A 25,654-nucleotide genomic window follows, 5' to 3' on the forward strand; every position below is an offset into this window, starting at 1 on the left:
ATGGCATATGACCCGACCTGGCGAGAGTCCGCCATGTCAGGTCTCGGTCAATGACAAGCCTCCCCAAAGAGCGGTCGGTTGCGCAAAGCTGACCGGTCATCCGGCACCGAAATCCGGACCGTATCTTTCACTTATCCAGGGATGCTGATGACCCTCGAATCCCCCAGCTCCATATCCGGGGCCAGACGCGTCGCGCGCGTCGCGGCCGCGGCCGGCCTGGTCGCCGCGCTGGCGACCGCGGGCGCGATGCCCGTGTTCGCGGCGAACGGCCCCGCCGGCACCCCGGGCACGAACCCGGCCGTCAAGTCCGCCGACGAGAAGATCGGCTCGGCGGACGCCGAGCTGCTCCAGCAGGCCAAGGCCAAGGGTGACGCGACCGTCACCGTCATGGTGGCCACCGCCCCCGGCCAGACCAAGCAGGTCGCCGACCAGCTCGGTGCGGTCCAGGGCGCCTCGGTCGGGCAGACGAACGACAAGCTCGGCTATGTGCGGGCCACGCTGCCGACCGCCAAGGCCGAAGCCGCGCTGAAGGCGGCCGCGAAGCTGTCCTCGGTGCACGCCCTGGACCTCAAGCACGAGATCCAGCTCTCGGACCCGCGTCCCGACGCGGGCAAGGATTCGGGGACGGTGGGGAAGACCGCCTCCGAGACCTACCCGGGGCCGGACAAGAACACCCCCGCGAAGAACCCGTACAACCCGTCCTTCGAGACGGGCGCGGTGGACTTCGTCGCCAAGAACCCCCAGGCCGACGGCCGCGGCGTGACCATCGGCATCCTGGACTCGGGCGTCGACCTCGGCCACCCGGCGCTCCAGAAGACCACCACCGGTGAGCGCAAGATCGTCGACTGGGTCACCGCGACCGACCCGATCACCGACAACGACGCCACCTGGCGCGCGCAGATCACCCCGGTGACGGCCGCGGGCGGCACCTTCTCCGCGGGCGGCCAGAGCTGGAAGGCTCCGGAGGGCTCGTACCAGTGGAGCCGGTTCAGCGAGTCGATCACCGCCACCGGTGACGCGAAGGGCGACGTCAACCGGGACGGGGACACCACCGACCGGTTCGGCATGCTCTACGACGCCGCCGCCGGCACCGTCCGCGTCGACACCGACCAGGACGGCGACTTCACGAACAACGAGCCGATGAAGCCGTACAAGGACGGCTACCAGATCGGCTACTTCGGCACGGACAACCCGGCGACCGACGTCGCCGAGCGGATCCCGTTCGTGATCCAGATCCGCAAGGACGTCCCGATGGACCCGCTGGGCGGGGACTGGGTCGGCAAGAAGGCCGACTTCGTCAACATCGGCGTCATCGAGTCCGAGCACGGCACGCACGTCGCCGGCATCACCGCCGCCAACAGCCTCTTCGGCGGCAAGATGAACGGCGAGGCGCCCGGCGCGAAGATCGTCTCCTCGCGCGCCTGCTCCTGGTCCGGCGGCTGCACCAACGTCGCGCTGACCGAGGGCATGATCGACCTCGTCGTCAACCGCGGTGTGGACATCGTCAACATGTCCATCGGCGGCCTGCCGGCGCTGAACGACGGCAACAACGCCCGCTCCGAGCTCTACAAGAACCTCATCGACACCTACGGTGTCCAGCTCGTCATCTCGGCGGGCAACGAGGGCCCCGGTGTCAACACCATCGGCGACCCCGGTCTCGCGGACAAGGTCATCTCCGTGGGTGCCGCGGTCTCCAAGGAGACCTGGGCCGCGAACTACGGCTCCGGCGTGACCAAGAAGTACGACATGTTCCCGTTCTCCTCGCGCGGTCCGCGTGAGGACGGCGGCTTCACGCCGACCATCACCGCCCCCGGCGCTGCCATCAACACCACGCAGACCTGGCTGCCCGGCTCCCCGGTGAAGGAGGCCGGCTACAACCTGCCGGCCGGCTACTCGATGCTGCAGGGCACCTCGATGTCCTCGCCGCAGGCCACGGGCGCCAGCGCCCTGCTGCTCTCGGCCGCCAAGCAGCAGCACATGACGGTCACCCCGGCGAGCCTGCGCGTGGCGCTCACCAGCACCGCGAAGAAGATCGACGACGTCCCGGCGCACGCCCAGGGCGCGGGCCTCATCAACATCGTCGACGCGTGGGAGTCCCTCCAGCGCGACGCCAAGGCCAACGAGTTCACCGTCAAGGCTCCGGTCGACACCGCGCTCGACCAGTTCCTGAAGACCCCGGGCTTCGGCACCGGCCTCTACGACCGCGAGGGCGGCCTCAAGGTCGGCCAGAAGAAGGTCTACGACGTCGTCGTCACCCGCACCACGGGCGTCAAGTACGGCACCCGGCACAACCTGAGCTGGCGCAACAACGACGGCACGTTCAAGGTCATCGGCGACTACGACTACGTCACGCTGCCGCTGAACAAGCCGGTCACCATCAAGGTCGAGGCCAAGCCCAAGACGGCCGGCGTGCACAGCGGCATCCTGCAGCTGGACGACGAGACCACCGAGGGCATCGACAAGCAGATCCTGACCACGGTCGTCGCCTCCACCGCGCTGGCGAAGCCGTCGTTCACGATGTCGGACACCTCCTCGGTGCAGCGCAACAGCCACAAGTCGTACTTCGTGACCGTCCCGCAGGGCGCGAAGTCCCTTGAGGTCGCCCTCGGCGGTCTCAAGCCGGGCAGCCAGACGCGCTTCATCTCGATCCACCCGTACGGTGTGGGCGTCGAGGACAGCGCGACCACCCAGTGCTACCCGAACTACGACAACCCGGCGAACGCCTGCCGCCCCGACCTGCGCTCGTACGCGAACCCGCAGCCGGGCGTCTGGGAGATCGAGGTCGAGTCGCGCCGTACGTCGCCGCTGCTCGACAACCCGTTCAAGCTGGACGTCAGCGTCCTGGGCGCGGCCTTCGACCCGGCGGTCAAGGTCCTGCCCGAGGTGAAGCAGGGCACCCCGGCCCCGGTCCAGTGGACCGTCAAGAACGACGCCGCGGCGATCAGCGGCGGCAAGCTCCAGGGCGGCCCGCTCGGCTCCGCGAAGGTCGCCAAGCCGACCATCGCGAACGGCGAGAGCCAGACGAGCACCGTCACCATCGGTGAGGGCGTCTCCCGCCTGGACGTGGCCATCGGCGGTGTCTCCGACACCGGTGCCGACCTCGACCTCACCGTCCTCAAGGACGGCGTGAAGGTCGGCTCCTCCGCCGACGGCGACTCCGACGAGGCCGTGACCCTGCTCAACCCGGCCGCCGGTACCTACACCATCCAGGTGGACGGCTACGCCGTTCCGTCCGGGTCCACCACGTACGACTACCGCGACGTGTACTTCTCGTCCGCCCTGGGCGCCGTCCAGGTCGACGAGGCCGCCGCGGTGAACCTCGCCAACGGCGCCTCGGCGTCCGTCACGGCGAACGTCCTCGCCGCCGCTCCGGCCCCCGAGGGCCGTCAGTTCTTCGGCGAGGTCAAGCTGCTCAACGCCCGCGGCACCGCCGCCGGCACCGGCAGCGTCCAGATCGAGAAGGTCCTCCCGTAACGGGTGACCGGCTGATCGCATGACGGAGGGGCGGGCGCCCGGATCGGGCGCCCGCCCCTTCGCCGTTCCCCCGCGGGACCGCCCGCCGGCTACTTGCCCAGCGAGCTCAGGTCCTGGGCGTACGTGCCGACCGCGTGGGCGATGACGTCCAGGTTGGTGTCGAAGGCCTTCAGGTCCAGGTTCTTCAGGGTGTCGCCCGCCCCGTGGTAGTTCGGGTCGTACGGTGCCCCCGCCGTGCCGCCGTACCGCTTGGCCTGCTCGGCGGTCTTGATGCCCTCGGCGCCGGTGAACGTACCGCCGGCCGGGATGCCGTTCGCGATGAACGGGCCGTAGTCCGAGCGGCCGTCGAAGTCGCTGCCCTCGTGCGGCTTGTGCTTCTTGTCGAGGAAGCCGTTGATGAGCGCCTCGATCTGCGCCGAGCCGGCCGGACCGGCGCCTTCGCCGGTCTTGTCCGAGTCGTCGCCGTCGTAGACGAACTGCACCGGGTTCGGCGAGGCGATCATGTCGAAGTTCAGGTAGAGCGCGATGTCCTTCTTCTGCTTGTCCGACAGCTGCGCCACGTAGTGCTCGGAGCCCAGCAGGCCGAGTTCCTCGGCCGACCACCAGGCGAAGCGGACCTTGTTCGCGGGACCCTTGCCCTTCTTGTTGGCCCCCTCGTCCGCGAGCTTGAGCGCCACCTCCAGCAGGCCGGCCGAGCCGGAGCCGTTGTCGTTGATGCCCGGGCCCTCGGGGACCGAGTCCAGGTGCGAGCCGACGGTGACGACGCGCTCGGAGCGGCCGCCCCTGGTCTCGGCGACCACGTTGCGGGTGGTCTTCTTCACGTGCTCCTGGTCCAGGTCCAGGCGTACGGTCACCTCGCCCCCGGCGGCGGCCGCGGCCAGCGCCTCGCCGTCGGCGAGGGTCAGCCCGGCGCTCGGGATGATCCCCTCGGCGGGCGAGGAGAACCCGCCCCGGACCGGGGTGGTGCCGCTGTGGTTGTAGACGATCACACCGAGGGCGCCGGCCGCGGCGGCGGCCCTCTGCTTCTCCACGAAGGTGCAGGAGCCACGCTTGACCAGGGCGATCTTCCCGGTGAACGTGCCGCTCGCGTAGTCGTCGGCCGTGCAGCCGGGGGTTTCGTCGACCCGGGCGAGGGCGAGCGGGGCGACGAGGCCGCCGGCCGGGGTGGACTTGGTGAAGGTGAAGGCGGCGGTGGCCAGCTCGCGCGGCGCGCCGTCGACGCCGGCGAGGACCGTGGTCTTCTCCGTCTTCGTGTGCGCCTCGTAGATGTCGAAGTCCTGGTAGGAGACGTCGTACCCGGCCTTCTTCAGGGTGTCGTGGACGTAGGCGGCGGAAGCCGCGTGGCCCGGGGTGCCCGCGGCGCGGTTGCCGCCGTTGGCGTCGGCGATCTGCTGGAACCTCGCCAGGTGGCGGTAGGCCCCGCGGGCGGTGACCTCCTCGACCAGTTCCTTGGCCAGCCTGCCCTCGCGCGGGTGGGCGGCCGCCGGGGTGGAGGTCAGCAGGACGGGTGCGGCGACGGCGGCGGCCGCGAGGGCGGCGAGGGCCGGTATGGACCGGCGGCGGTGGCGGATGGCGCGCACGGTGGTTCTCCCCGAGTTCGATATGCGGAATGCCCGTCCGTCGATCGGACGCGACAGACCGGACGGTAACCGGCCTCCACCTGGCAAAACGGGCTCTGGGCGGGGGTGCAACACAGCCGCCACGAACGTGTCACGAGGGTTCACATTCGGGACACCGTCCGTTCCTCGGACAATGGATTGGACAAGCCTCGTGGGGTCGAACGCATGATGGCTTCACGCGCCCGCGTCGTACGCACCAATAAGGAGTCACCGTGAGGGTCGGAATCGTCGGAGCCACCGGACAGGTCGGCGGAGTCATGCGCGGCATCCTCGCCGAGCGCAAGTTCCCGGTGGACGAGCTGCGGCTGTTCGCCTCGGCCCGTTCCGCGGGCTCGACCCTCGAATGGGAGGGCCGGGAGATCACCATCGAGGACGCCTCCACGGCCGACTACTCCGGCCTGGACATCGTCCTGTTCTCCGCGGGCGGCTCGACCTCCAAGGCCCTCGCCGAGAAGGTCGCCTCCCAGGGCGCGGTCGTGATCGACAACTCCTCCGCCTGGCGCCGCGACCCCGACGTGCCGCTCGTCGTCTCCGAGGTCAACCCGCACGCGATCAAGAACCGCCCCAAGGGCATCATCGCCAACCCGAACTGCACCACCATGGCCGCGATGCCGGTGCTGCGCCCGCTGCACGACGAGGCCGGCCTGACGGCGATGGTCGCCACCACCTACCAGGCCGTCTCCGGCTCGGGCCTGGCCGGTGTGGCCGAGCTCAAGGGCCAGGCCTGCGCGGTCTCCGAGACCGCCGACCAGCTGACCTTCGACGGCGGCGCGGTGGACTTCCCCGAGCCCGCCGTCTACAAGCGCCCGATCGCGTACAACGTGGTCCCGCTCGCGGGCAACCTCGTCGACGACGGCTCCTTCGAGACCGACGAGGAGCAGAAGCTCCGCAACGAGTCCCGCAAGATCCTGGAGATCCCGGAGCTCAAGGTCTCCGGCACCTGCGTGCGCGTGCCGGTCTTCTCCGGCCACTCCCTCCAGGTCAACGCCCGCTTCGCGAACCCGATCAGCGTGGAGCGCGCGTACGAGCTGCTGAAGGACGCTCCGGGCGTCGAGCTCTCGGAGATCCCGACCCCCCTGCAGGCGGCGGGCAAGGACGCCTCGTACGTGGGCCGTATCCGCCTCGACGAGACGGCCGAGAACGGCCTCGCGCTGTTCCTCTCGAACGACAACCTCCGCAAGGGCGCGGCCCTGAACGCGGTGCAGATCGCCGAGCTGGTCGCGGAGGAGCTCCGCGGCTGATCCCGCATGCGACCGAGGGGCGGCACCTGTGTCGGTGCCGCCCCTCTGGCGTGCCTAGAGCGCCAACTGCTGGCGCAGCGCCCGGTCGATCTCCTTGAGTGCCTGCGCGGGCACTGCGCCGATCCGCTGCCCGAATCGGGAGAGATCCAGCGCGCGGATCTGCTCGCAGTGGGCCTTCGAGTCCCGGTCCAGACCGCATTCCGCAGCGGACAGGTAGACCTGGAACGAACGGACGTGCGTAATGTTCGAAGTCACCGGCACCACGGCCAGGACACCACGGCCGGCACGGTCCGCCATCCGATTGGCGGCGTCGTTCGTCACCAGAACTGCAGGCCGTGTCTTGTTCGCCTCGCTGCCGACGGCCGGCTCCAGGTCGACCAGGTAGAGGTCACCGCGCCTCATCGACAATCCCGTCCCCCGCCGTGCGGTCCCACAGTGCCGCGTCCTCGCTCTCGTACCACTCGTCCCAGGCGGCGAGGTACTCCTTCTCCAGGGCGGACTCGCGCAACAGCTGGATCGCAGCCTGTATGACAGCGGATCTGGATTCGGCCTCGGTCTCGGCGGCGTACTGATCGACGAAGGTGACATCCTCCTGCGGCAGGCTCACACTGATCTTCATACCCGCGATGCTACCGAGACTGCTACCCGGGCCGCCACCGCTCTGTGTTCGCCCGTGGATTACTCACGGGCGCCTGGTCGGCCCCACGTGGAAGGATGGCCCGGCAACGTCACCATCAAAGGAGATGACCGCGTGCCTGGCACGAATCTCACCCGTGAAGAGGCTCAGCAGCGGGCGAAGCTGCTCACCGTCGACTCGTACGAGGTCGAAGTCGATCTCAGCGGTGCGCAGGAGGGCGGCATGTACTCGTCCGTGACCACCGTGCGGTTCCAGTCGGCCGAGGCCGGCGCCGAGACCTTCATCGACCTGGTCGCCCCGGCCGTGCACGAGGTCGTCCTGAACGGCAAGTCGCTGGACGTGGCCGAGGTCTTCCGGGACTCGCGCATCGCGCTGACGCACCTCGCGGCCGGCGCCAACGAGCTCCGCGTCGTCGCGGACTGCGCCTACACCAACACGGGCGAGGGCCTGCACCGCTTCGTCGACCCGGTCGACCAGCAGGCCTACCTGTACACCCAGTTCGAGGTGCCGGACGCGCGCCGCGTGTTCGCCAGCTTCGAGCAGCCCGACCTGAAGGCGACGTTCCAGTTCACCGTGAAGGCCCCCGAGGGCTGGACGGTCATCTCGAACTCCCCCACGCCGGATGCCGCGGACGTCAAGGACAACGTCTGGCGCTTCGAGCCGACGCCGCGCATCTCGACGTACATCACGGCCCTGATCGCCGGCCCGTACCACTCGGTGCACAGCTCGTACGAGGGCCCCGGCGGCCAGTCGGTGCCGCTCGGCATCTACTGCCGGCCGTCGCTCGCCGAGTTCCTGGACGCCGACGCGATCTTCGACGTCACGCGCCAGGGCTTCGACTGGTTCCAGGAGAAGTTCGCGTACGACTACCCGTTCGCCAAGTACGACCAGCTCTTCGTCCCCGAGTTCAACGCGGGCGCGATGGAGAACGCGGGCGCGGTCACCATCCGCGACCAGTACGTCTTCCGCTCGAAGGTGACGGACGCGGCGTACGAGGGCCGCGCCGAGACGATCCTGCACGAGCTCGCGCACATGTGGTTCGGCGACCTGGTCACCATGGAGTGGTGGAACGACCTGTGGCTGAACGAGTCGTTCGCGACGTACACCTCCGTCGCCTGCCAGGCCTCCGCCGAGGGCACGAAGTGGCCGCAGGCGTGGACGACCTTCGCCAACTCGATGAAGACCTGGGCGTACCGGCAGGACCAGCTGCCGTCCACGCACCCGATCATGGCCGACATCCGTGACCTGGACGACGTCCTGGTCAACTTCGACGGCATCACCTACGCCAAGGGCGCCTCGGTGCTCAAGCAGCTCGTCGCCTACGTGGGCACGGACGCCTTCTTCCAGGGCGTGCAGGCGTACTTCAAGGCGCACGCGTTCGGGAACACGCGCCTGTCCGACCTGCTGGGCGCCCTGGAGAACACCTCGGGCCGCGATCTGACCGCCTGGTCGAAGGCGTGGCTGGAGACGGCCGGCATCAACGTCCTGCGCCCCCGCATCGAGACGGCGGCGGACGGCACCATCACCGCGTTCACGGTCAGCCAGGAGGCTCCGGCACTGCCCGCGGGTGCGAAGGGCGAGCCGACGCTGCGTCCGCACCGCATCGCGATCGGCCTGTACGACCTGGACGGCGGCAAGCTCGTCCGTACGGACCGCATCGAGCTGGACATCGACGGCGGGCTGACCGAGGTTCCGGAGCTGGTCGGCCGGGCCCGGCCGGCCGTCGTGCTGCTGAACGACGACGACCTGTCGTACGCCAAGGTCCGCCTGGACGAGGTCTCGCTGGAGAACGTCACCGCGCACCTCGGCGACTTCACCGAGTCGCTGCCGCGGGCGCTGTGCTGGGCCTCGGCCTGGGACATGACCCGCGACGGCGAGCTGGCGACGCGCGACTACCTCGCCCTGGTCCTGTCGGGCATCGGCAAGGAGTCGGACATCGGCGTCGTCCAGTCGCTGCACCGGCAGGTGAAGCTGGCCGTCGACCTGTACGCCGACCCGGCGTGGCGTGAGCAGGGCCTGGCGGTCTGGACCGAGGCCGCGCTGGAGCACCTGCGCGGCGCCGAGCCGGGCAGCGACCACCAGCTGGCGTGGGCGCGCGCGTTCGCGGCGACGGCCCGCACCGAGGGGCAGCTGACGTACCTGTCCGCGCTGCTGGACGGTGCGGCGGAGATCGAGGGCCTGGTCGTGGACACCGAGCTGCGGTGGGCGTTCCTGGAGCGCCTCGTCGCGACGGGTGTCCTGGACGAGCCGGCCATCGCGGCGGAGCTGGAGCGCGACCGTACGGCGGCGGGCGAGCGCCACGCGGCCACGGCGCGGGCCGCGCGCCCGACGGCGGAGGCCAAGGCCGAGGCGTGGGCCTCGCTGGTGGAGTCCGCCGACCTGCCCAACGCGGTGCAGGACGCGGTGATCGGCGGCTTCGTCCAGACCGACCAGCGCGAGCTGCTGGCCCCGTACACCGAGAAGTTCTTCGCGGTGATCAAGGGGATCTGGGAGAACCGCAGCCACGAGATCGCCCAGCAGATCGCGGTGGGCCTGTACCCGTCGCTCCAGGTCTCCCCGGAGACCCTGGCGGCGACGGACGCCTGGCTGGCCTCGGCGGAGCCGAACGCGGCCCTGCGCCGCCTGGTCTCGGAGTCCCGCTCGGGCGTGGACCGCGCCCTGAAGGCCCAGTCCGCGGACGCGGCGTCGGCTTCCTGAGCCGCCCCGCAGCCCGACCGTCCGGTGCCCCGGTCCCCGCTCCCGCGGGGCCGGGGCACCGGCGTTCGGTCACGGGGTCCGATGTGCGGTGGCGGTCACGGGGTGCGCTGCGCGGCCACGGCGCGCAGGGCGGCCAGGACCCTGGACACGGCCGGTGCGCCCTCGCCGCCGCGGCGGGTGGCCGCCAGGACGTGGCGGGTGGGGCGGTCGCGGGCCAGGACCCGCACCGCCACTCCCGAGGCGCGGCTCGACACCATGCGGGGGACCAGGGCCACGCCCATCCCGGCCTCGACCATGGCCAGGATCGCGGTCCAGCCGGATGCCGAGTGCGCCTGTTCCGGGACGAAGCCGGCCGCCTCGCAGGCGTTGCGGGCGATCTCCTGCCAGGGGCCGCTGCCTCCGTAGATCCACGGATCGCCGGACAGGTCCGCCAGCCGCAGGGCCGGGGCCGCCGCCAGCCGGTGGTCCGGCGGCAGTGCCACGTCGAGGGGGTCCTCCAGCAGCGTGATGCGGGTGAACCGCGGGTCCCGGGCGGTCGGGGCGTGCGCCGCCAGCGAGAGGGCCAGGTCGACGGCGCCGGCCGCCAGCAGCTCGTACGACTGCGCCGCCTCGGTCTCCCGCACCCGTACCTCCACCCCCGGGTGGCTGCGGCGCAGCGCCGCCACCGCCGGGACCACCAGCACGGGCACGGCCGTGGAGAAGGCCCCGATCCGGACCTCCCCCGCGTCCCCGGACAGGTACCCGGCCAGCTCGGCGTCCGCCCGCTCCAGCTGCGCGAACACCGCCTCCGCGTGCCTCAGTACGAGGTGCGCCGCGTCCGTGAGCCGGACCCGGCGCCCCTGTGCCTCCAGCAGCGGCACCCCCAACTGCCGTGCGAGATTGGTCAGCTGCTGCGAAACGGCCGAGGGCGTCATGTGCAGCGCCTCGGCCGTCGCGGTCACGGTCCCCCGGTCGGCCAGGGTCCGCAGGATCCGCAGCTTCTTGATGTCCCACTCGGTCATGGGACCGAACCTACCGGCGGGCCCCCAGGCTCACGCCGCCGAGGATCAGCGCCATGCAGAGCAGCTCCGCCGGGCCCGTCCGCTCGCCCAGGAGCAGGAGGCCGAGGCCGGCGACGCAGACCGGCTGGAGGTAGTAGACGACTCCCGCCCGGGCGGCGCCGATGAGCGAGATGGCCTTGTTCCAGGCGAAGAAGGCGACCGCGGAGGACATGACGCCGACGTAGAGCAGCATGCCGCCGGTGCCCGCGGTGAGCTCGAAGCCGCCCTGGACGGTGACGGACACGGCGTACGCGGGGGCCAGCATCAGCGCGCCGAGCACGAAGGTGGTGATCAGGAAGGCCGGTCCGCCGAGCTCGGCGGGCTTGCGCTTGAGCAGCGCGCTGTACGTGGCGAACGACAGGGCGGCGGCGAGCATCCACAGGTCGCCGGCCCCGAAGTCGAAGCCGAGCGAGCCGTCCCCGACGAGCAGCAGCACCCCGAACGCTGCGAGCAGCAGCCCGAGGGTCCGCCGGACGCCGAGCCGTTCGCCGCCGAGGCGGGCGTACAGCGCCATGACGACCGGCGAGGCGGCCATGATCATGCCCATGTTGGAGGCGGAGGTGGTCAGTCCGGCCTGGTGCACGAGCGTGTTGTACAGGGCGACGCCGAACAGCGAGGCGAGGGCGATGAACCCGAGGTGGCGGCGGATCAGCGCCCGCTGCCGCCAGGCCTGGCGGGCCGCGAAGGGGGCGACGGCGAGGGCGGCGATGATCCAGCGCCAGAACACCGCCTGGACGGGCGGGACGGTGTCGGCCATCCCCCGGGTGGCGACGAAGCTGCCGGACCAGACGACCGTCGCGACCAGGGCGAGGAGGAGGCCGATTCGGGCGGACCCCGTCGCCGCCCGGCCGCCGGGCCCGGCCTCGGGCTGGTGCTGCGTACCGGTACGGACCCTGTCCATGACGGCCACGGTGTGTCTCCCCCTCGGGTGCTGGTCTGATCTGGTCTCGCTTGAAGTGGCTCTACCGTCGCACCGGGCCATCCGTCAGGTCCATCGAAATGTTCCGATCATTCTGTTCAGTAGAACTGAACGGTCCGGCCTTCGTCCCGGCGGCGAACAGCTGGCCCGCGACCGTGGCCCCGAAGGCGATCGCCATGCCCAGCAGCTGTACGGGCGACAGGGCCTGGCCGAGGGCCGCCCAGCCGATGACCGCCGCGGTGAGCGGCGAGAGCGGGCCGAGGAGGGTGACCGAGGTGGCGGTGAGCCGGCCGATCCCGCGGAACCAGAGCCAGTACGCGATACCGGTGTTGATCAGCATCATGTAGCCGTACCCGAGGAAGGCATTGCCGTCGAGCGCGGGCGGGGCCCCCTCGACCAGGGCCGCGACGGGGATGATGACCAGCCCGCCCGCGGTGAGCTGCCAGCCGGTCAGGGCCAGCGGACCGACACCCTCCGGACGCCCCCAGCGCTTGGTCATGACCGTGCCCGCGGCCATGGAGGCGGAGGAGACCACACCGGCGATGATGCCGACGAGGTCCAGCCGGGCCGCGGCGGTCAGGACGACCATGCTCACGCCGAACGCCCCCGCGACGGCGGCGAGTACGGTCCTCAGGCGCGCCCGCTCCCCCAGGACGAGGGCGGCGAGTCCGACGACGAACAGCGGCCCGGCGGAGCCGAGGACGGCCGCCACCCCGCCGGGCAGCCGGTACGCGGAGAGGAACAGCAGTGGGAAGAAGGCGCCGATGTTGAGCGTGCCGAGGACGGCGGACTTCCACCACCACGCGCCGCTCGGGATTCTGCGGGCCAGCGCCGTGAGCAGGAGTCCGGCGGGCAGGGCCCGCATGACCCCGGTGAACAGGGGCCGGTCGGGCGGGAGCAGTTCGGTGGCGACGGCGTAGGTCGAGCCCCAGGAGATCGGGGCGAGGGCGGTCAGGGCGACGGTGGCGAGACGCTTCACGGCAGGTGGCTCCCCCAGTAGGCTGCTTACAGGAAAGTAGCTTACCTCTAAGCTACTTTCTGGCAAGCTACTTTCTTGCGAACGATCGGAGGAAGGCCGGATACTGCGCTTCATGACCGAGGCCAACAAGGACGCCGTCGACAGGGAAGCTGTCCCCGCGGACGCCGTCGACGCGATCATCAACCAGTGGCATGGAGTGCGACCGGAGCTGGACACCGCCCCCATGGCCGTCTTCGGCCGCATCTACCGGATCGCCCGGGCGATGGGGGACGCGGTGGAGCGGGCCTACGCCCCGTACGGGATCTCGCGCGGCGAGTTCGACGTCGTCGCGACGCTGCGTCGCTCCGGCGACCCGTACACGCTCTCGCCGCGCCAGCTGTCGGCCACGCTCATGCTCACGACGGGCGGTATGACCGGGCGCCTGGACAAGCTGGAGAAGGCCGGCCTGCTCGGCCGCAAGCCCGATCCGCACGACCGGCGGGGGCTCCAGGTGACGATCACCGACCGCGGGCGCGCGCTCGTCGACGAGGCCGTCGCCGCCGGGCTGGAGGTGCAGCGCGCCGCGCTCGCGGGGCTCGGCGACGAGGAGGTCGCCGCCCTGACGGGCCTGCTCCGCAAGTTGATGGCCGGGGTCCAGGCCTGATCCGTAAGACACCCCCTAGGTCGTGTCGTCAAAGTCCCGTCTGGTCGGCGGGGTCTGGCACGCACGCTCGCCGCGTTGTCGTCGGTCACCGACGTCCCCCAGCTACCGCTGGGAGGTGCCCCCACCGCGTCGATTCCCTCCTCCGCCTTGCGATCGCACGCACCAGACCCCGCCGACCACCGCCCTTCCGGGCGGCCGACGCTACTTTGACGACACTCCCTAGGGGCCACGGCGGCCCCGGGAACGCACAACGGGGCGCCGAGGGTCCGCACCGAAGCCGAGAAGGCATCGGCCTGCGGACCCCCGGCGCCCCGGAAGCCTGAGAGGGACCGACCCGGTCGGGTCAGTCGGTCAGTCTGTTCAGTTGGTGGGCTGCGGCTTGTCCGACTTGTCGAGGACCATCACCAGGCCCGCGATGATCAGGAACAGCACGATCGGCGTGGCCACGTACAGGCCGAGGGTCTGGGCAATGCTCAGGCCCTGGCCCGGGTCGTCGCCGTCGTCGCGGGTCACCGCGAGCGCGGGAGACGTCATGAGCAGCATCATCAGCGTCGATCCGGCCGTGACGGCGCCGGCGCGCAGAGCGTTCTTCTTGTCCACGGTGCAAACGTAGCGAACACCTAAACGCGGCGCGCGCCCGGGGGTGCCGTACGGGCACCCGCCCCCTCCCGCACCGCGCTCAGCAGGGCGTTCGCCCGGGGCGAGGCGGCCAGCGCCTCCAGGGTCAGCGGCCGTCCCGCCGAGTCCGCGAGCGGCAGCCGCCAATTGGGGTACTGGTCCCAGGTCCCGGGCAGGTTCTGCGGCCGCCGGTCCCCCACCGCGTCGGGCAGCCACACGCCCACCATCCGGGCGGGGGTGCGCAGCAGGAAGCCGTACAGGGCCCGTACGGCGGCCTCCTCGCCCTTGGTGTCCAGGCCGAGCCCCTCCAGTACGTCCAGCCACTGGGCGGTGTCGGCGGCGTCCTGGGCCCGCTCCTCCTCCACCGGGCGGGTCAGCAGGCCGAGCCGGTCGCGCAGTTCCACGTGGCCGCCGGCCAGTTTGGCGGCGGTGGGCGGCAGGTCGTGGGTGGTGGCGGTGGCCAGGCAGTCGGCGCGCCAGGCCTCGGGGGCGAGCGGCTGCCCGTCGCCCGCCCAGTCGCGTTCGAACCAGAGGACCGAGGTGCCGAGCACCCCGCGCCGGGCCAGCGCCTTGCGGACGCGGGGCTCCACCGTCCCGAGGTCCTCGCCGATGACCGGGGCCCCGGCCCGGTGGGCCTCCAGTACCAGGATCGCGAGCATCGCCTCGCCGTCGTACGAGACGTACGTACCGTCGGCGGGCGGGGCGCCCTCCGGGATCCACCAGAGCCGGAACAGGCCCATCACGTGGTCGATGCGCAGGGCGCCGGCGTAGCGGAACACCCCGCGCAGCAGGGCCCGGAACGGCGCGTACCCGGTGGCCGCGAGCCGGTCGGGCCGCCACGGCGGCAGCCCCCAGTCCTGGCCGCGCGCGTTGAAGGCGTCGGGCGGGGCGCCGACGGAGACGCCCTTCGCGTAGAGGGGCGGACCGAGGGTGTCCGAGCCGTGCGGGTGCACCCCGACGGCGAGGTCGTGGACGATGCCGACCGGCATCCCGGCCTCGCGGGCGGCCTGCTGGGCGGCGGCGAGCTGGGTGTCCGTCAGCCAGACCAGCCAGCGGTGGAAGTCGGCCCCGCCTCCGCAATCGCGGCCCGCGCACCAGGCGGCGTGCCGGTCGAGCGCCGCACCCTGCTCGGCGCAGAAGCGTCGGTAGTCGGCCTCGCGTTCAGGGGTGCGCGGGGCGGCGTAGAGCAGTTCGAGGGCCCGGCGCTTCAGCTCCCAGACGGCGTCGCGGTCGATCAGCGCCCCCTTCTCGGTCACCTCGCGGCGCAGCTCGGCGCCCTGGCCGGCGAGTTCGCCGAGGGCCTCCCGATCGGGGCAGTCGGCGTACTCGGGGACGTCCTCGATCCGCAGGTGGACGGGGTCGGGGAAGCGGCGCGAGGAGGGCCGGTACGGGGAGGGGTCGGTCGGCTTCCCGGGCACGGCGGCGTGCAGCGGGTTGACCTGGACGAACCCGACCCCGTGGGCCCGGCCGGCCCACCGGGCCAGCGCGGCGAGATCGCCGAGGTCCCCCATGCCCCAGGACCGCTCGGAGAGCAGGGAGTACAGCTGCACGAGCACCCCGTGCACCCGGCCGCCCCCACCGGGCGCCCGCTCCGGAGCCACGATCAGCGTGGCATCCCCGGTACGCCCGTCCGGAGTCTCGGCGACGAGCCGGTGCACCCCGAACGGCGGCACTCGCCCGGCCTCCCGGCCCGACACCCCGCCCGAGTCGCCGGCGGGCTCCGCGCTCGGCCCGCGGCCCTCGGCCCCGGCGCCCTCGAACTCGTCACCCTCCAGGCGGATCCGCGTACCGGGAGGGAGCGCGGCCAGCTCGGCGGGCGGCTCCGACCCGGCCCACCACACCAGCACGGGCGGCAACAGCCGGTGCGCGGCCTCGCGCTCGGCTTCGGCCAGGTGCCGTCGTACGGCTTCCGGGGTGTCGCAGTCCACGCCCAGCTGCCGCAGCACGGCGGCGACGGTGGCCTCCGGGACCCGGACGGTGACGTCCTCGGCGGGCTGGTAGGTGGTGGCGACGCCGTGCAGCGCCGCGAGCCGGGCGAGGTCGTCCATGTGAGTACCTGTGTCCCTGTGTCTAGTCGCCGGCGGCAGCGGCCGCGGCGGGCGTGGTCGGTTCGCTCGTCAGCGGGGCCTCTTCGGCGAGCGGGGGCTCGCTGGTCAGCGGCGCGTGCGCGGAACCGGCGAGCGGGGGCTCGCTGGTGAGGGGCCCCTCGGCGGGCCCGGCCTGCGCGGGCAGGTGGGCGAGCAGAGGGGTGTGACGGGTGCCGGGTGCGGTGTTCACGGGCGGTTGCTCCTTTGTCCGTACGCGGTGTGAGGGTGGGTCAGGGGCCATGGAACACCGCTGGGGAACATCGCAGCCATACCCCGTGGACAGCACCGCATTCCTGGCGCATCCAGGTCAGAACCCCCGCGGCGGCGCAGACCGGCAGGCACGGGGGTTCTGGGCAGGCGGACGGGCGCACGCGCCGGCTTCGGGGGGCGGGGCAGGACGGGGCTGGGCGGGACGGGGAGACGGCACCGCACGGCGGCAGCCCGCACCCGCCGGGGGACCGCCCCCGGACCCGGGGTCCGGGGGCGGCTCCGTCCTCTACGGCGCCGCTGCTACGACGCCGCCGCGCCGATGCGGTCCAGGGCCGCTTCCGCGCCGTACGGTTCCAGGTACGGCATCCAACGGGGATCCCGGTGGCCCGTGCCGATGATGCGCCAGGCCAGACCAGACGGCGGAGCCGGCTGGTGGCGCAGGCGCCAGCCCAGCTCCAGCAGGTGCCGGTCCGCCTTGACGTGGTTGCACCGCCGGCATGCGGCGACCACGTTGTCCCACACGTGCTGCCCTCCCCGGCTGCGCGGGATCACGTGGTCGACGCTGGTCGCGACCCCGCCGCAGTACATGCAGCGCCCGCCGTCGCGGGCGAACAGCGCGCGGCGGGTGAGTGGAACGGGCCCCCGGTAGGGGACCCGCACGAAGCGCTTGAGCCGGACCACGCTGGGCGCGGGGACGACTCTCGTCGCGCTGTGCAGAAAGGCGCCGGATTCCTCCAGGGAGACAGCTTTGTTCTCCAGGACGAGGACGAGCGCGCGGCGGAGCGGTACGACGCCGAGCGGCTCGTACGACGCATTGAGGACCAGGACGTGCGGCACGGACTGCCTCCTTGTACGCCGGCGGCGCGTGGCTCGCGCCGGGACGATCTGCTCTCCAGTCTCCCCTTACGGCTGGTCGAAGCGCCACCACGCGCCCGTAACGGGTCCGAGGTGTTTTCAACCACACCCGGTTCATCCCCAGGTGAACCCGGTCTCTCCCTCGAACACGGCAACGGGGTCACCCGAATGCCCCGTTAGTGTGGATGGTCTGTCCCGCACACCCCTTTCCGCGGGCAGACCGCTATACCTGGAGGTTCCCGTCGTGCCCTGGCCTGCCGCTCTGCTGCCCCTGGCAGCCGACACCCCGGACCCGGCCGCTTCCGTCAAGGAGGCCCACGAGAGCGTCACGAACGCCGCCAGTTTCATCGAGGAGAACTGGGCCGGATGGCTGTACCTCGGCCTGAAGATCCTGCTGATCCTGGTGATCGCGGCCGCGTTCCGCTCGCTGGTCCGCAAGTCGCTGACCAAGCTCATAATGCGCATGAACCGGGGTGCCGAGGCCGTCGAGGGCATGGCGCTCGGCGGGCTCCTCGTCAACGCGGAGCGCCGACGGCAGCGCTCGGAGGCGATCGGCTCGGTCCTGCGTTCGGTGGCTTCGTTCCTGATCCTCGGCACGGCAGGGCTGATGGTGCTCGGCGCGCTCGGCATCAACCTGGGCCCGCTGCTCGCGAGTGCCGGTGTGGCCGGTGTGGCGATCGGTTTCGGCGCGCGGAACCTGGTGACGGACTTCCTGTCCGGCGTGTTCATGATCCTTGAGGACCAGTACGGCGTCGGCGACAAGATCGACGCGGGGGTGGCCTCCGGCGAGGTCGTCGAGGTCGGCCTGCGCGTCACCAAGCTGCGCGGTGACAACGGCGAGATCTGGTACGTCCGCAACGGCGAGATCAAACGGATCGGCAACCTCAGCCAGGGCTGGGCGACGGCGGGCGTGGACGTCCAGGTCAAGCCGTCGGAGAGCCTCACCCGCATCCGCGAGGTGGTCAAGCACGTCGCGGAGGGCCTGGCCAAGGAGTCCCCGTGGGACGAGCGCCTGTGGGGCCCGGTGGAGGTGCTGGGCCTGGACCAGGTGCTGCTGGCCTCCATGACGGTGAAGGTGTCGGCGAAGACGATGCCGGGCCAGCAGTTCGCCGTGGAGCGCGAGCTGCGCTGGCGGATCAAGGAGGCCTTCGACGAGGCCGGCATCCGGATCATCGGCGGTCTGCCGGCCGCGGAGGACGGGGAGGACGCGGCCCCGGCCGACCCGTCGGCCGGCGTGGCCGCGCCGTCGGCGCTCGCCAACCCGGCCTCCCCGCAGTCCCTGGCCACCACCCCGATCCCGCTGCCGGCCGCCGGCGCCCCGCGGATCACCAAGTAGCCCCTCCCCTCTTTCCCCTCTCCCCTCTCCCGCACCACCCAGCTGTCCCCGCTGCCCCCGCAGGTTCATTTCTGCGGGGGCAGCGGCATTGACACAGCTCAAACACCGATAGGAAACTTACCTAACAGTTTCTGAAGGCCACGGCCCCGCCAGGGCCACGGCCAGGTGAGCGGAGAGCGCCCATGACCGGCACCACCCCGGGTACCCCCAGCCTGCTGCGCGTCATGAACGACCGTGCCGCGCTGGACCTGCTGCTGGAGCACGGACCCCTGTCCCGCACCCGGATCGGCCGGCTCACCGGGCTCTCCAAGCCCACCGCCTCCCAGCTGCTGGCCCGCCTCGAAGCCGCCGGGCTGGTCGTGGCCTCCGGCACCACCGGCGGCCGCCCCGGCCCCAACGCCCAGCTGTACGGGGTCAACCCGCGCGCCGCCCACGTCGCCGGACTGGACGTCACCCCGGGCGGCATCGTCGCGGCCGTCGCCGACCTCACCGGCGAGGTGATCGGCAGCCACGAGCTCCCGTACGCCGAGGGCACCGGGGCCGTCGACCGGGTCACCCTGGCCCTCGGCGGAGCCGTCAAGGACGCCGGGCTCCAGCGCTCCGACATCCACCGGGTCGTCATCGCCACCCCGGGGTCCTTCGACCCGCGGACCGGGGCGCTGCGCTACGCCGACCACCTGCCCGGCTGGCACTCCCCCACCCTGCTGGAGGAGCTGGCGGCGGCCCTGCCGATGCCGGTCGAGTACGAGAACGACGTGAACCTGGCCGCTGTCGCCGAGCAGCGGCTCGGCGCGGCCCGCGGCCACGGGGACTTCGTCCTGCTGTGGAACGAGGAGGGCCTCGGCGCCGCCCTGGTGCTCGGCGGCCGGCTGCACCGCGGGTGGACCGGCGGCGCCGGGGAGGTCGGGTTCCTGCCCGTGCCGGGCCATCCCCTGGTCAGGCAGGTCACCCAGGTCAACTCCGGTGGCTACCAGGAGCTGGCCGGCGTACAGGCGGTGCCCGGGATGGCGGCCGCGCTGGGCATCGGAGAACCGCCCCGGGCCGCCGCCGCGCAGCCCGCAGGACCCGGCGCCGGACCGGCGGTCACACCGGTCTCCACGCCGGTCTCCACACCGGTCGCCCCGCCGGTCGCCACACCGGTCGCCACCGCGGTCGCGCTGCTGGCGCAGGCCGCCGGACACCCGGAGGGGGCGAACCTGCTGCTGCTCCGGCAGTACGCCACCGCCCTGGCCACCGGCATCGCCTCGCTGGTCGCCGTACTGGACCCGGAGATCGTGGTCCTGTCCGGCGCGGTGACCGCCGCCGGCGGGGACGTGCTGCGCGAGCTCGTCGAGGCCGAGCTCGCCGACCTCGCCCCCTCCCGGCCGCGCCTGGTGTCCGGCACCGTACGCGACCGGCCCGTACTGCGCGGCGCGCTGGAGAGCGCCCTCGCCGCCACCCGCGACGAGGTCTTCGACACCTCGCGCCGCTGACCGCCCCACCCCGCAGGACCAGTACCCCCGGCACCACCCTCGGCACCACCCCCGGCACCCCACTCCTCGTCGCATCCCCTGGCCCCGTCCCGGAAGTTCCTCCCGCAGAGAGCGAGCCCCGCCATGCCCAGAACCCGCCGTCTGACCGCCGCGGCCACCGCCGTCGCCGCGCTGTCCGTCCTCGCCACCGCGTGTACGGGCCAGAGCGGCACCGCGGCCTCCGACGATCCGAACAAGGAGGTCACGCTCAACTTCTGGCACGGCTGGTCCGCGCCGAGCGAGGCCAAGGCGATCGAGGAGAACATCGCGCGGTTCGAGAAGGCGCACCCGAACATCAAGGTCAAGGTCACGGGCAACATGACCGACGACAAGATCAACCAGGCGCTGCGCGCGGGCGGGGACAAGGCCCCCGACGTGGTCTCCTCCTTCACCACCGACAGCGTCGGCAAGTTCTGCAACTCCGGCGCCTTCGCCGATCTGAACCCCTTCCTCCAGAAGTCCGGCATGGACAAGGCGAAGGTCTTCCCCAAGACCCTGCTGGAGTACACCCAGTTCAACGGCAACCAGTGCACCCTGCCGCTGCTGAACGACGCCTACGGCCTCGTCTACAACAAGGACGCCTTCAAGGCCGCGGGCATCACCGAGCCGCCGAAGACGTGGAGCCAGTTCGCCGAGGTCGCGCAGAAGCTGACCAAGCCCAGCGGGGACTCGTACGACCAGCTCGGCATCATGCCGACCTACCACGGCTACGAGACCACCCCCGTGCGCCTGGCCGCGCAGTGGAGCCCGAAGTACTTCGACGCCGACGGCAAGTCCAGCCTGGCCAAGGACCCGGCGTTCGCGAGCATGCTGACGGCGCAGAAGGACCTGGTGGCCAAGCTCGGCGGCTACGAGAAGCTGGAGAAGTTCCGCAGCACCTTCGGCGACGAGTGGAGCGCCGAGCACCCCTTCCACAAGGGCCAGGTCGCGATGCAGATCGACGGCGAGTGGCGGGCCGCGATGGCCAAGGAGGCCGGGGTCACCTTCGAGATCGGCACCGCGCCGCTGCCGGTGCCGGACGACCAGGTCGCCGACTACGGCAAGGGCTACCTCTCCGGCACGATCATGGGCATCGCCGCGGGCAGCAAGAAGCAGAACGCCTCCTGGGAGCTGGTGAAGTACATGACCACCGACACCGAGGCGGTCGTGGCGTTCGCCAACGCCATCCACAACGTGCCCTCCACCCTGGCGGCCCTGGAGTCCCCGAACCTCCAGGTCACCCCGGAGTTCAAGACCTTCATCGACATCGCCCGGCACCCGAAGTCGAACACCACCCCGGCCCAGGCCGACGGCGGCACCTACCAGCTGACCTTCCAGGACCTCGCGTACGCGGTCGAGAAGGGCGACGTCGCCGACATCCCGGCCGGTCTCGCCAAGACCGGGCAGCAGATCGACACGGACATCGCGAAGGCGAAGTAGCCCCCGATGACCAGCGCCGGCACCGGCCCCCTCGCACCCCCGCTGCGGGCGAAGCGCCGGCGGTCCGCCCTGCGGACCGCGGCCTTCATGTCGCCCTGGCTGATCGGGTTCGCCGTCTTCTTCGCGTACCCGCTCGTCTCCACCGTGTACTTCTCCTTCACGAAGTACGACGGCTTCCGCCCGCCCGTCTTCAACGGCCTCGACAACTGGACGTACGTCTTCACGGACTATCCGCTGTTCTGGCCGGCCATGCGCAACACCCTGTGGCTGGTCGTGGTGATGGTCGCCTGCCGGGTCGTCTTCGGCCTCGGCGTCGGCCTGCTCATCACCAGGATCAAGACGGCGCCGGGGGTCTTCCGGACCTTGTTCTACCTGCCCTACCTGGCCCCGCCGGTGGCCGCGACCCTGGCCTTCGTCTTCCTGCTCAACCCCGGCACCGGCCCGGTCAACACCCTGCTGGAGGCGGTCGGCCTGCCCGCCCCCGGCTGGTTCACCGACGCCGACTGGTCCAAGCCCGCGCTCACCGTCCTGGCGGTGTGGGGGGTCGGCGACCTGATGGTCATCTTCATGGCCGCGCTGCTCGACGTACCGAAGGAGCAGTACGAGGCCGCCGAGCTGGACGGGGCCGGCGCCTGGGCACGGTTCCGGCACATCACCCTGCCGAACATCTCGCCGATCATCCTGTTCGCGGTGGTCACCGGGGTCATCCAGGCCATGCAGTACTACACGCAGCCCCTGGTGGCGGGGAAGGTAGCCGCGGGTGTCATCGGCGGCTCGGGCCAGCAGTTCGAGCCGGGCTACCCCGACAAGTCCACGCTGACCCTCCCCCAGGTCGTCTACAACGTCGGCTTCCAGCGCTTCGACTACGGCACCGCGTGTGTCGTCGCGCTGGTCCTCTTCGCCCTCTCCATGGCCTTCACCGCACTCCTGATGCGCCGCCGTGGCGGGCTGATCGGAGCAGGTGACTGAGATGGCCCAACTGACCGACACGAAGGCGCCCCGAGCCGCGAGGACGTCCGGGGCGGCCTCACGGACGACCGGACCGCGCCGCAGCGGCGGCGGCGCCGGCCGCAAGGCCCTCCTGCACTGGATCGGTGTCCACGCCCTCGGCGTCGCCGCCGCCCTGTTCTTCGTCCTCCCGTTCGTCTTCCTCTTCCTGACCTCCCTGATGAGCGACCAGCAGGCGCTGACCCGCGACCTGGTGCCCGACACCTGGGAATGGGGCAACTACGCCAAGGTGTGGAACACCCCGGGCTTCCTGACCTGGTGGCGCAACACCCTGCTGTACGCGGGGCTGGGCACACTGCTGACCGTGGTCTCCTCGGTGCCCGTGGCGTACGCGCTCGCCAAGTTCCGCTTCCGCGGGCGGCGGCTGTCACTGCTGCTGGTGATCGCCATGATGATGCTGCCGCCGCAGGTGGTGGTCATCCCGATGTACCTGTTCTGGGCCAAGCAGCTGGACCTGTCCGGCACCCTGTGGCCGCTGATCATCCCGATGGCGTTCGGCGACGCGTTCTCGATCTTCCTGCTCCGCCAGTTCCTGCTGACCATCCCCGACGAGTACCTGGACGCGGCCAAGGTCGACGGCTGCGGCGAGGTCCGCACCCTGCTGCGCGTCGTCCTGCCGATGGCCAGGCCGGGGATCGCCGCGGTCGCGCTGTTCCAGTTCTTCTCCGCCTGGAACGACTACTTCGGCCCGCAGATCTACGCCTCGGACAACCCCGCCGCCTGGACCCTCAGTTACGGACTGGAGTCCTTCAAGGGGGCGCACCACACCAACTGGAACCTCACCATGGCCGCGACCGTGCTGGTCATGGCGCCGGTGATCGTCCTCTTCTTCTTCGCCCAGAAGGCGTTCGTCGAGGGCGTCACCCTGACGGGAGTGAAAGGCTAGTGACCATGAAACTCGCAGTGGTGGGCGGCGGTTCCACCTACACGCCCGAGTTGATCGACGGCTTCGCGCGGCTGCGCGACACCCTGCCGATCAGCGAGCTGGTGCTGATCGACCCCGCCACCGAGCGGCTGGAGCTGATCGGCGCGCTGGCCCGGCGGATCTTCGCCAGGCAGGGGCACCCGGGGCGGGTCACCACCACCGCCGATCTCGACGCGGGCGTCGAGGGCGCCGACGCGGTCCTGCTCCAGCTGCGCATCGGCGGGCAGGCGGCCCGGCTCCAGGACGAGACCTGGCCGCTGGAGTGCGGCTGCGTGGGGCAGGAGACCACCGGCGCCGGCGGGCTCGCCAAGGCGCTGCGGACGGTGCCGGTGGTGCTGGACATCGCCGAGCGGGTCCGGCGGGCCAGCCCGGACGCCTGGATCATCGACTTCACCAACCCGGTCGGGATCGTCACCCGCGCCCTGTTGCGGGCCGGGCACAAGGCCGTCGGACTGTGCAACGTGGCCATCGGCTTCCAGCGGAAGTTCGCGGCGCTGCTGGACCTGGCCCCGGCCGACATCCACCTGGACCACGTGGGCCTCAACCACCTCACCTGGGAGCTGGGGGTGCGCAAGGGCGGCCCCGGCGGCGAGGACCTGCTGCCCGGGCTGCTCGCCGAGCACGGCGCGGCCGTCGCCGAGGACCTGCGGCTGCCGCGCACGGTGCTGGACCGCCTGGGCGTCGTGCCCTCGTACTACCTGCGGTACTTCTACGCGCACGACGCCGTGGTGCGCGAGCTGGGCGGCAAGCCCGCGCGGGCCGCCGAGGTCGCCGCGATGGAGCGGGAGCTGCTCGCCCTGTACGCCGATCCGGCGCTGGACGAGAAGCCCGAGCTGCTGGCCGAGCGGGGCGGGGCCTTCTACTCGGAGGCGGCCGTGGATCTGGCGGCGGCGCTGCTGGGCGACGGCGGGCCGGGCCCGGCCGCCGTGCAGGTGGTCAACACGCTCAACAACGGCACCCTGCCGTTCCTCCCGGACGACGCGGTGATCGAGGTGCAGGCCCGGGTGGACCGGTCCGGCCCGGTGCCGCTGGCCGTGCCCCGGCTGGACCCGCTGTACGCCGGACTGGTCGCGCACGTCACGGCGTACGAGGACCTGGCGCTGGACGCGGCCGTACGGGGTGGTCGCGAGCGGGTCTTCAAAGCGCTGCTGGCGCACCCGCTGGTCGGCCAGTTCGACCTCGCGCAGGGGCTGACCGATCGTCTCCTCGCGCACAACAAGGAGCACCTGGCATGGGCGTGACCCCTACCGCCCCCACCCCCCCGTCGGCCCCCACCCCCCGGTCCGCCCCTCCCGCCCGGCCCGCCGTCCTGGCCATCGACGCGGGCAACAGCAAGACGGACGCGGCCCTGATCGCCGCGGACGGCACGGTCCTCGGCACCGGGCGCTCCGGCGGCTTCCAGCCGCAGCGCACCGGTGTCGAGGAGGCGGTGGACGTACTGGCGCAGGCGGTCGCGGAGGCCGCCGAGGCGGCCGCGCTGCCCCTGCCCGCGCCCGGTGCGCCGTACGCCGAGCAGGTCTCGGCGTGTCTGGCCAATGCCGACCTCCCGGTGGAGGAGCGCCGGCTCGCGGACGCGATCGGCGCGCGCGGCTGGGGCTCGGCCACCCGGGTGTTCAACGACACCTTCGCGATCCTGCGCGCCGGTCTCTCCGGGGGCGAGCCGCCGCGGGGTGTGGCGGTGGTGTGCGGGGCCGGCATCAACTGCGTGGGGATGCGGCCCGACGGGCGCACGGCCCGTTTCCCGGCCCTCGGGCAGATCTCCGGGGACTGGGGCGGCGGGGGCGGCCTGGCCGCGGAGGCCCTGTGGTGGGCGGCGCGGGCGCAGGACGGGCGTGGCGGCCCGACGGAGCTGGCGGCGGCGCTGCCGGGGCACTTCGGGCTCGCTTCGATGGCCGAGCTGATCGAGGCGCTGCACCTGGGGACGCTGGCGCACGGGCGGACCCACGAGCTGGTGCCGGTGCTGTTCTCGGTGGCCGCGGCGGGCGATGCGGTGGCCTCGGCGATCGTGGAGCGGCAGGCGGACGAGGTGGTGGTGCTGGCTGCGGTGGCGCTGGCCCGGCTGGACCTGCTGGAGGAGGAGGCTCCGGTGCTGCTCGGCGGCGGTGTCCTCACCGCCGGCCACGAGCAGCTGGACCGGCGGATCGCGGCCGGGCTGGCCCGGCGGGCACCGCGTGCCCGGGTGTCGGTGGTCTCGGCCCCGCCCGTACTGGGTGCGGGACTGCTGGGGCTGGACGCGCTCGGGGCCCTGCCCGAGGCCCACGGAAAACTCCGTGCCCATTTCGGGTGAACCCGCCCCGGAAGGCCACGCGTCTGGAACCGTGGCGGCCCTGGAGACGTATTCACGGTGAAGGGGTGGGGTCGGCGCACACCGGGGGGATCGCCAAGATCCAGCACCGGGTGCTGTGGTTGACCGCCACTACGGCCATACTGCTGCGG

General features: G+C 71.9%; 21 protein-coding genes. 11 read left to right on the forward strand and 10 right to left on the reverse strand.

What is annotated here, in order from left to right; genetic code table 11:
* Positions 1 to 147: 147 nt before the first annotated feature.
* Entirely contained in the window at positions 148 to 3,474 is a 3,327-nt protein-coding gene (locus ACIQU4_RS17190) for a S8 family serine peptidase (protein WP_403730754.1), read from the forward strand.
* Positions 3,475 to 3,563: 89 nt separating this feature from the next.
* On the opposite strand, the gene ACIQU4_RS17195 is transcribed toward ACIQU4_RS17190, so the two are convergent.
* Positions 3,564 to 5,054, reverse strand: a complete 1,491-nt coding sequence (locus ACIQU4_RS17195) for a M28 family metallopeptidase (RefSeq protein ID WP_403730756.1) — start codon at positions 5,052 to 5,054, stop codon at positions 3,564 to 3,566.
* Positions 5,055 to 5,305: 251 nt separating this feature from the next.
* Between ACIQU4_RS17195 and ACIQU4_RS17200 the strand changes: the two genes are divergently transcribed.
* The gene (locus tag ACIQU4_RS17200) at positions 5,306 to 6,334 is read left to right on the forward strand and encodes an aspartate-semialdehyde dehydrogenase (protein ID WP_403730758.1); all 1,029 of its coding nucleotides are present in this window, start codon (positions 5,306 to 5,308) and stop codon (positions 6,332 to 6,334) included.
* A gap of 54 nt (positions 6,335 to 6,388) precedes the next feature.
* Here ACIQU4_RS17200 and ACIQU4_RS17205 read toward each other — a convergent pair whose 3' ends face one another.
* Together ACIQU4_RS17205 and ACIQU4_RS17210 are read right to left on the reverse strand one after the other, a co-directional pair.
* Positions 6,389 to 6,736, reverse strand: a complete 348-nt coding sequence (locus tag ACIQU4_RS17205; protein WP_403730761.1) for a type II toxin-antitoxin system PemK/MazF family toxin — start codon at positions 6,734 to 6,736, stop codon at positions 6,389 to 6,391.
* The gene (locus ACIQU4_RS17210) at positions 6,723 to 6,953 is read right to left on the reverse strand and encodes a ribbon-helix-helix domain-containing protein (protein WP_403730764.1); all 231 of its coding nucleotides are present in this window, start codon (positions 6,951 to 6,953) and stop codon (positions 6,723 to 6,725) included. Before ACIQU4_RS17210 ends, ACIQU4_RS17205 begins: the two co-directional genes overlap by 14 nt.
* Positions 6,954 to 7,085: 132 nt before the next feature.
* Here ACIQU4_RS17210 and pepN point away from each other — a divergent pair, with 132 nt between their 5' ends.
* A complete protein-coding gene (gene pepN / locus ACIQU4_RS17215) occupies positions 7,086 to 9,668 on the forward strand; it encodes an aminopeptidase N (RefSeq protein WP_403730767.1) in 2,583 nt (860 codons plus the stop codon).
* Between the two features lie 95 nt (positions 9,669 to 9,763).
* Here pepN and ACIQU4_RS17220 read toward each other — a convergent pair whose 3' ends face one another.
* The 3 genes from ACIQU4_RS17220 to ACIQU4_RS17230 all read right to left on the reverse strand — a co-directional run bounded on the left by ACIQU4_RS17220 (position 9,764) and on the right by ACIQU4_RS17230 (position 12,606).
* On the reverse strand, positions 9,764 to 10,669 hold the full coding sequence (locus ACIQU4_RS17220; protein WP_403730769.1) for a LysR family transcriptional regulator: 906 nt from the start codon (positions 10,667 to 10,669) through the stop codon (positions 9,764 to 9,766).
* Between the two features lie 10 nt (positions 10,670 to 10,679).
* Positions 10,680 to 11,609, reverse strand: a complete 930-nt coding sequence (locus ACIQU4_RS17225) for a DMT family transporter (protein ID WP_403730771.1) — start codon at positions 11,607 to 11,609, stop codon at positions 10,680 to 10,682.
* 61 nt (positions 11,610 to 11,670) lie between these two features.
* Positions 11,671 to 12,606: an EamA family transporter gene (locus ACIQU4_RS17230; protein WP_403730774.1), complete on the reverse strand. Its 936-nt coding sequence runs from the start codon at positions 12,604 to 12,606 to the stop codon at positions 11,671 to 11,673.
* Positions 12,607 to 12,718: 112 nt separating this feature from the next.
* Between ACIQU4_RS17230 and ACIQU4_RS17235 the strand changes: the two genes are divergently transcribed.
* Positions 12,719 to 13,249, forward strand: coding sequence for a MarR family winged helix-turn-helix transcriptional regulator (locus tag ACIQU4_RS17235; protein WP_403730777.1), 531 nt, complete (start codon positions 12,719 to 12,721; stop codon positions 13,247 to 13,249).
* Positions 13,250 to 13,609: 360 nt separating this feature from the next.
* On the opposite strand, the gene ACIQU4_RS17240 is transcribed toward ACIQU4_RS17235, so the two are convergent.
* The 4 genes from ACIQU4_RS17240 to ACIQU4_RS17255 all read right to left on the reverse strand — a co-directional run bounded on the left by ACIQU4_RS17240 (position 13,610) and on the right by ACIQU4_RS17255 (position 17,001).
* Positions 13,610 to 13,849: a hypothetical protein gene (locus ACIQU4_RS17240; RefSeq protein WP_403730780.1), complete on the reverse strand. Its 240-nt coding sequence runs from the start codon at positions 13,847 to 13,849 to the stop codon at positions 13,610 to 13,612.
* A 20-nt stretch (positions 13,850 to 13,869) separates the two neighbouring features.
* Entirely contained in the window at positions 13,870 to 15,915 is a 2,046-nt protein-coding gene (locus ACIQU4_RS17245; protein ID WP_403730783.1) for a 4-alpha-glucanotransferase, read from the reverse strand.
* A gap of 22 nt (positions 15,916 to 15,937) precedes the next feature.
* Positions 15,938 to 16,195 carry a hypothetical protein gene (locus ACIQU4_RS17250; RefSeq protein ID WP_403730786.1) on the reverse strand — a complete coding sequence of 86 codons (258 nt, stop codon included), beginning with the start codon at positions 16,193 to 16,195 and terminating at the stop codon, positions 15,938 to 15,940.
* Positions 16,196 to 16,464: 269 nt separating this feature from the next.
* Positions 16,465 to 17,001, reverse strand: a complete 537-nt coding sequence (locus ACIQU4_RS17255; RefSeq protein WP_030159431.1) for an HNH endonuclease — start codon at positions 16,999 to 17,001, stop codon at positions 16,465 to 16,467.
* Positions 17,002 to 17,263: 262 nt separating this feature from the next.
* Here ACIQU4_RS17255 and ACIQU4_RS17260 point away from each other — a divergent pair, with 262 nt between their 5' ends.
* The 7 genes from ACIQU4_RS17260 (at position 17,264) to ACIQU4_RS17290 (ending at position 25,505) form a co-directional block, all read left to right on the forward strand.
* Positions 17,264 to 18,355, forward strand: a complete 1,092-nt coding sequence (locus ACIQU4_RS17260; protein ID WP_403730789.1) for a mechanosensitive ion channel family protein — start codon at positions 17,264 to 17,266, stop codon at positions 18,353 to 18,355.
* A gap of 182 nt (positions 18,356 to 18,537) precedes the next feature.
* Positions 18,538 to 19,827: an ROK family protein gene (locus ACIQU4_RS17265; protein WP_403730792.1), complete on the forward strand. Its 1,290-nt coding sequence runs from the start codon at positions 18,538 to 18,540 to the stop codon at positions 19,825 to 19,827.
* Positions 19,828 to 19,950: 123 nt separating this feature from the next.
* A complete protein-coding gene (locus tag ACIQU4_RS17270; protein WP_403730794.1) occupies positions 19,951 to 21,285 on the forward strand; it encodes an ABC transporter substrate-binding protein in 1,335 nt (444 codons plus the stop codon).
* A gap of 6 nt (positions 21,286 to 21,291) precedes the next feature.
* Positions 21,292 to 22,254, forward strand: coding sequence for a carbohydrate ABC transporter permease (locus ACIQU4_RS17275; protein ID WP_403730797.1), 963 nt, complete (start codon positions 21,292 to 21,294; stop codon positions 22,252 to 22,254).
* Position 22,255: 1 nt separating this feature from the next.
* Positions 22,256 to 23,179 (forward strand): carbohydrate ABC transporter permease, encoded by a 924-nt coding sequence (locus tag ACIQU4_RS17280; RefSeq protein ID WP_403730799.1) that lies wholly within the window; start codon positions 22,256 to 22,258, stop codon positions 23,177 to 23,179.
* Positions 23,180 to 23,184: 5 nt separating this feature from the next.
* Positions 23,185 to 24,459: a 6-phospho-beta-glucosidase gene (locus ACIQU4_RS17285; protein ID WP_403730802.1), complete on the forward strand. Its 1,275-nt coding sequence runs from the start codon at positions 23,185 to 23,187 to the stop codon at positions 24,457 to 24,459.
* Entirely contained in the window at positions 24,450 to 25,505 is a 1,056-nt protein-coding gene (locus ACIQU4_RS17290; protein ID WP_403730805.1) for a BadF/BadG/BcrA/BcrD ATPase family protein, read from the forward strand. The genes ACIQU4_RS17285 and ACIQU4_RS17290 overlap by 10 nt, the downstream gene beginning before the upstream one ends.
* Positions 25,506 to 25,654: the final 149 nt, after the last annotated feature.

The sequence above is a fragment of the Streptomyces sp. NPDC090741 genome (assembly GCF_044769045.1).
Classification (GTDB): Bacteria; Actinomycetota; Actinomycetes; order Streptomycetales; family Streptomycetaceae; genus Streptomyces.

Excerpts from the sequence above, each read along its gene's own strand:
- ACIQU4_RS17190 (WP_403730754.1), top strand. The coding sequence starts at position 148 with ATGACCCTCGAATCCCCCAGCTCCATATCCGGGGCCAGACGCGTCGCG.
- ACIQU4_RS17205 (WP_403730761.1), bottom strand. The coding sequence starts at position 6,736 with ATGAGGCGCGGTGACCTCTACCTGGTCGACCTGGAGCCGGCCGTCGGC.
- ACIQU4_RS17210 (WP_403730764.1), bottom strand. The coding sequence starts at position 6,953 with ATGAAGATCAGTGTGAGCCTGCCGCAGGAGGATGTCACCTTCGTCGAT.
- ACIQU4_RS17220 (WP_403730769.1), bottom strand. The coding sequence starts at position 10,669 with ATGACCGAGTGGGACATCAAGAAGCTGCGGATCCTGCGGACCCTGGCC.
- ACIQU4_RS17225 (WP_403730771.1), bottom strand. The coding sequence starts at position 11,609 with ATGGACAGGGTCCGTACCGGTACGCAGCACCAGCCCGAGGCCGGGCCC.
- ACIQU4_RS17235 (WP_403730777.1), top strand. The coding sequence starts at position 12,719 with ATGACCGAGGCCAACAAGGACGCCGTCGACAGGGAAGCTGTCCCCGCG.
- ACIQU4_RS17245 (WP_403730783.1), bottom strand. The coding sequence starts at position 15,915 with ATGGACGACCTCGCCCGGCTCGCGGCGCTGCACGGCGTCGCCACCACC.
- ACIQU4_RS17250 (WP_403730786.1), bottom strand. The coding sequence starts at position 16,195 with ATGGCCCCTGACCCACCCTCACACCGCGTACGGACAAAGGAGCAACCG.
- ACIQU4_RS17265 (WP_403730792.1), top strand. The coding sequence starts at position 18,538 with ATGACCGGCACCACCCCGGGTACCCCCAGCCTGCTGCGCGTCATGAAC.
- ACIQU4_RS17270 (WP_403730794.1), top strand. The coding sequence starts at position 19,951 with ATGCCCAGAACCCGCCGTCTGACCGCCGCGGCCACCGCCGTCGCCGCG.
- ACIQU4_RS17275 (WP_403730797.1), top strand. The coding sequence starts at position 21,292 with ATGACCAGCGCCGGCACCGGCCCCCTCGCACCCCCGCTGCGGGCGAAG.
- ACIQU4_RS17280 (WP_403730799.1), top strand. The coding sequence starts at position 22,256 with ATGGCCCAACTGACCGACACGAAGGCGCCCCGAGCCGCGAGGACGTCC.
- ACIQU4_RS17285 (WP_403730802.1), top strand. The coding sequence starts at position 23,185 with ATGAAACTCGCAGTGGTGGGCGGCGGTTCCACCTACACGCCCGAGTTG.
- ACIQU4_RS17290 (WP_403730805.1), top strand. The coding sequence starts at position 24,450 with ATGGGCGTGACCCCTACCGCCCCCACCCCCCCGTCGGCCCCCACCCCC.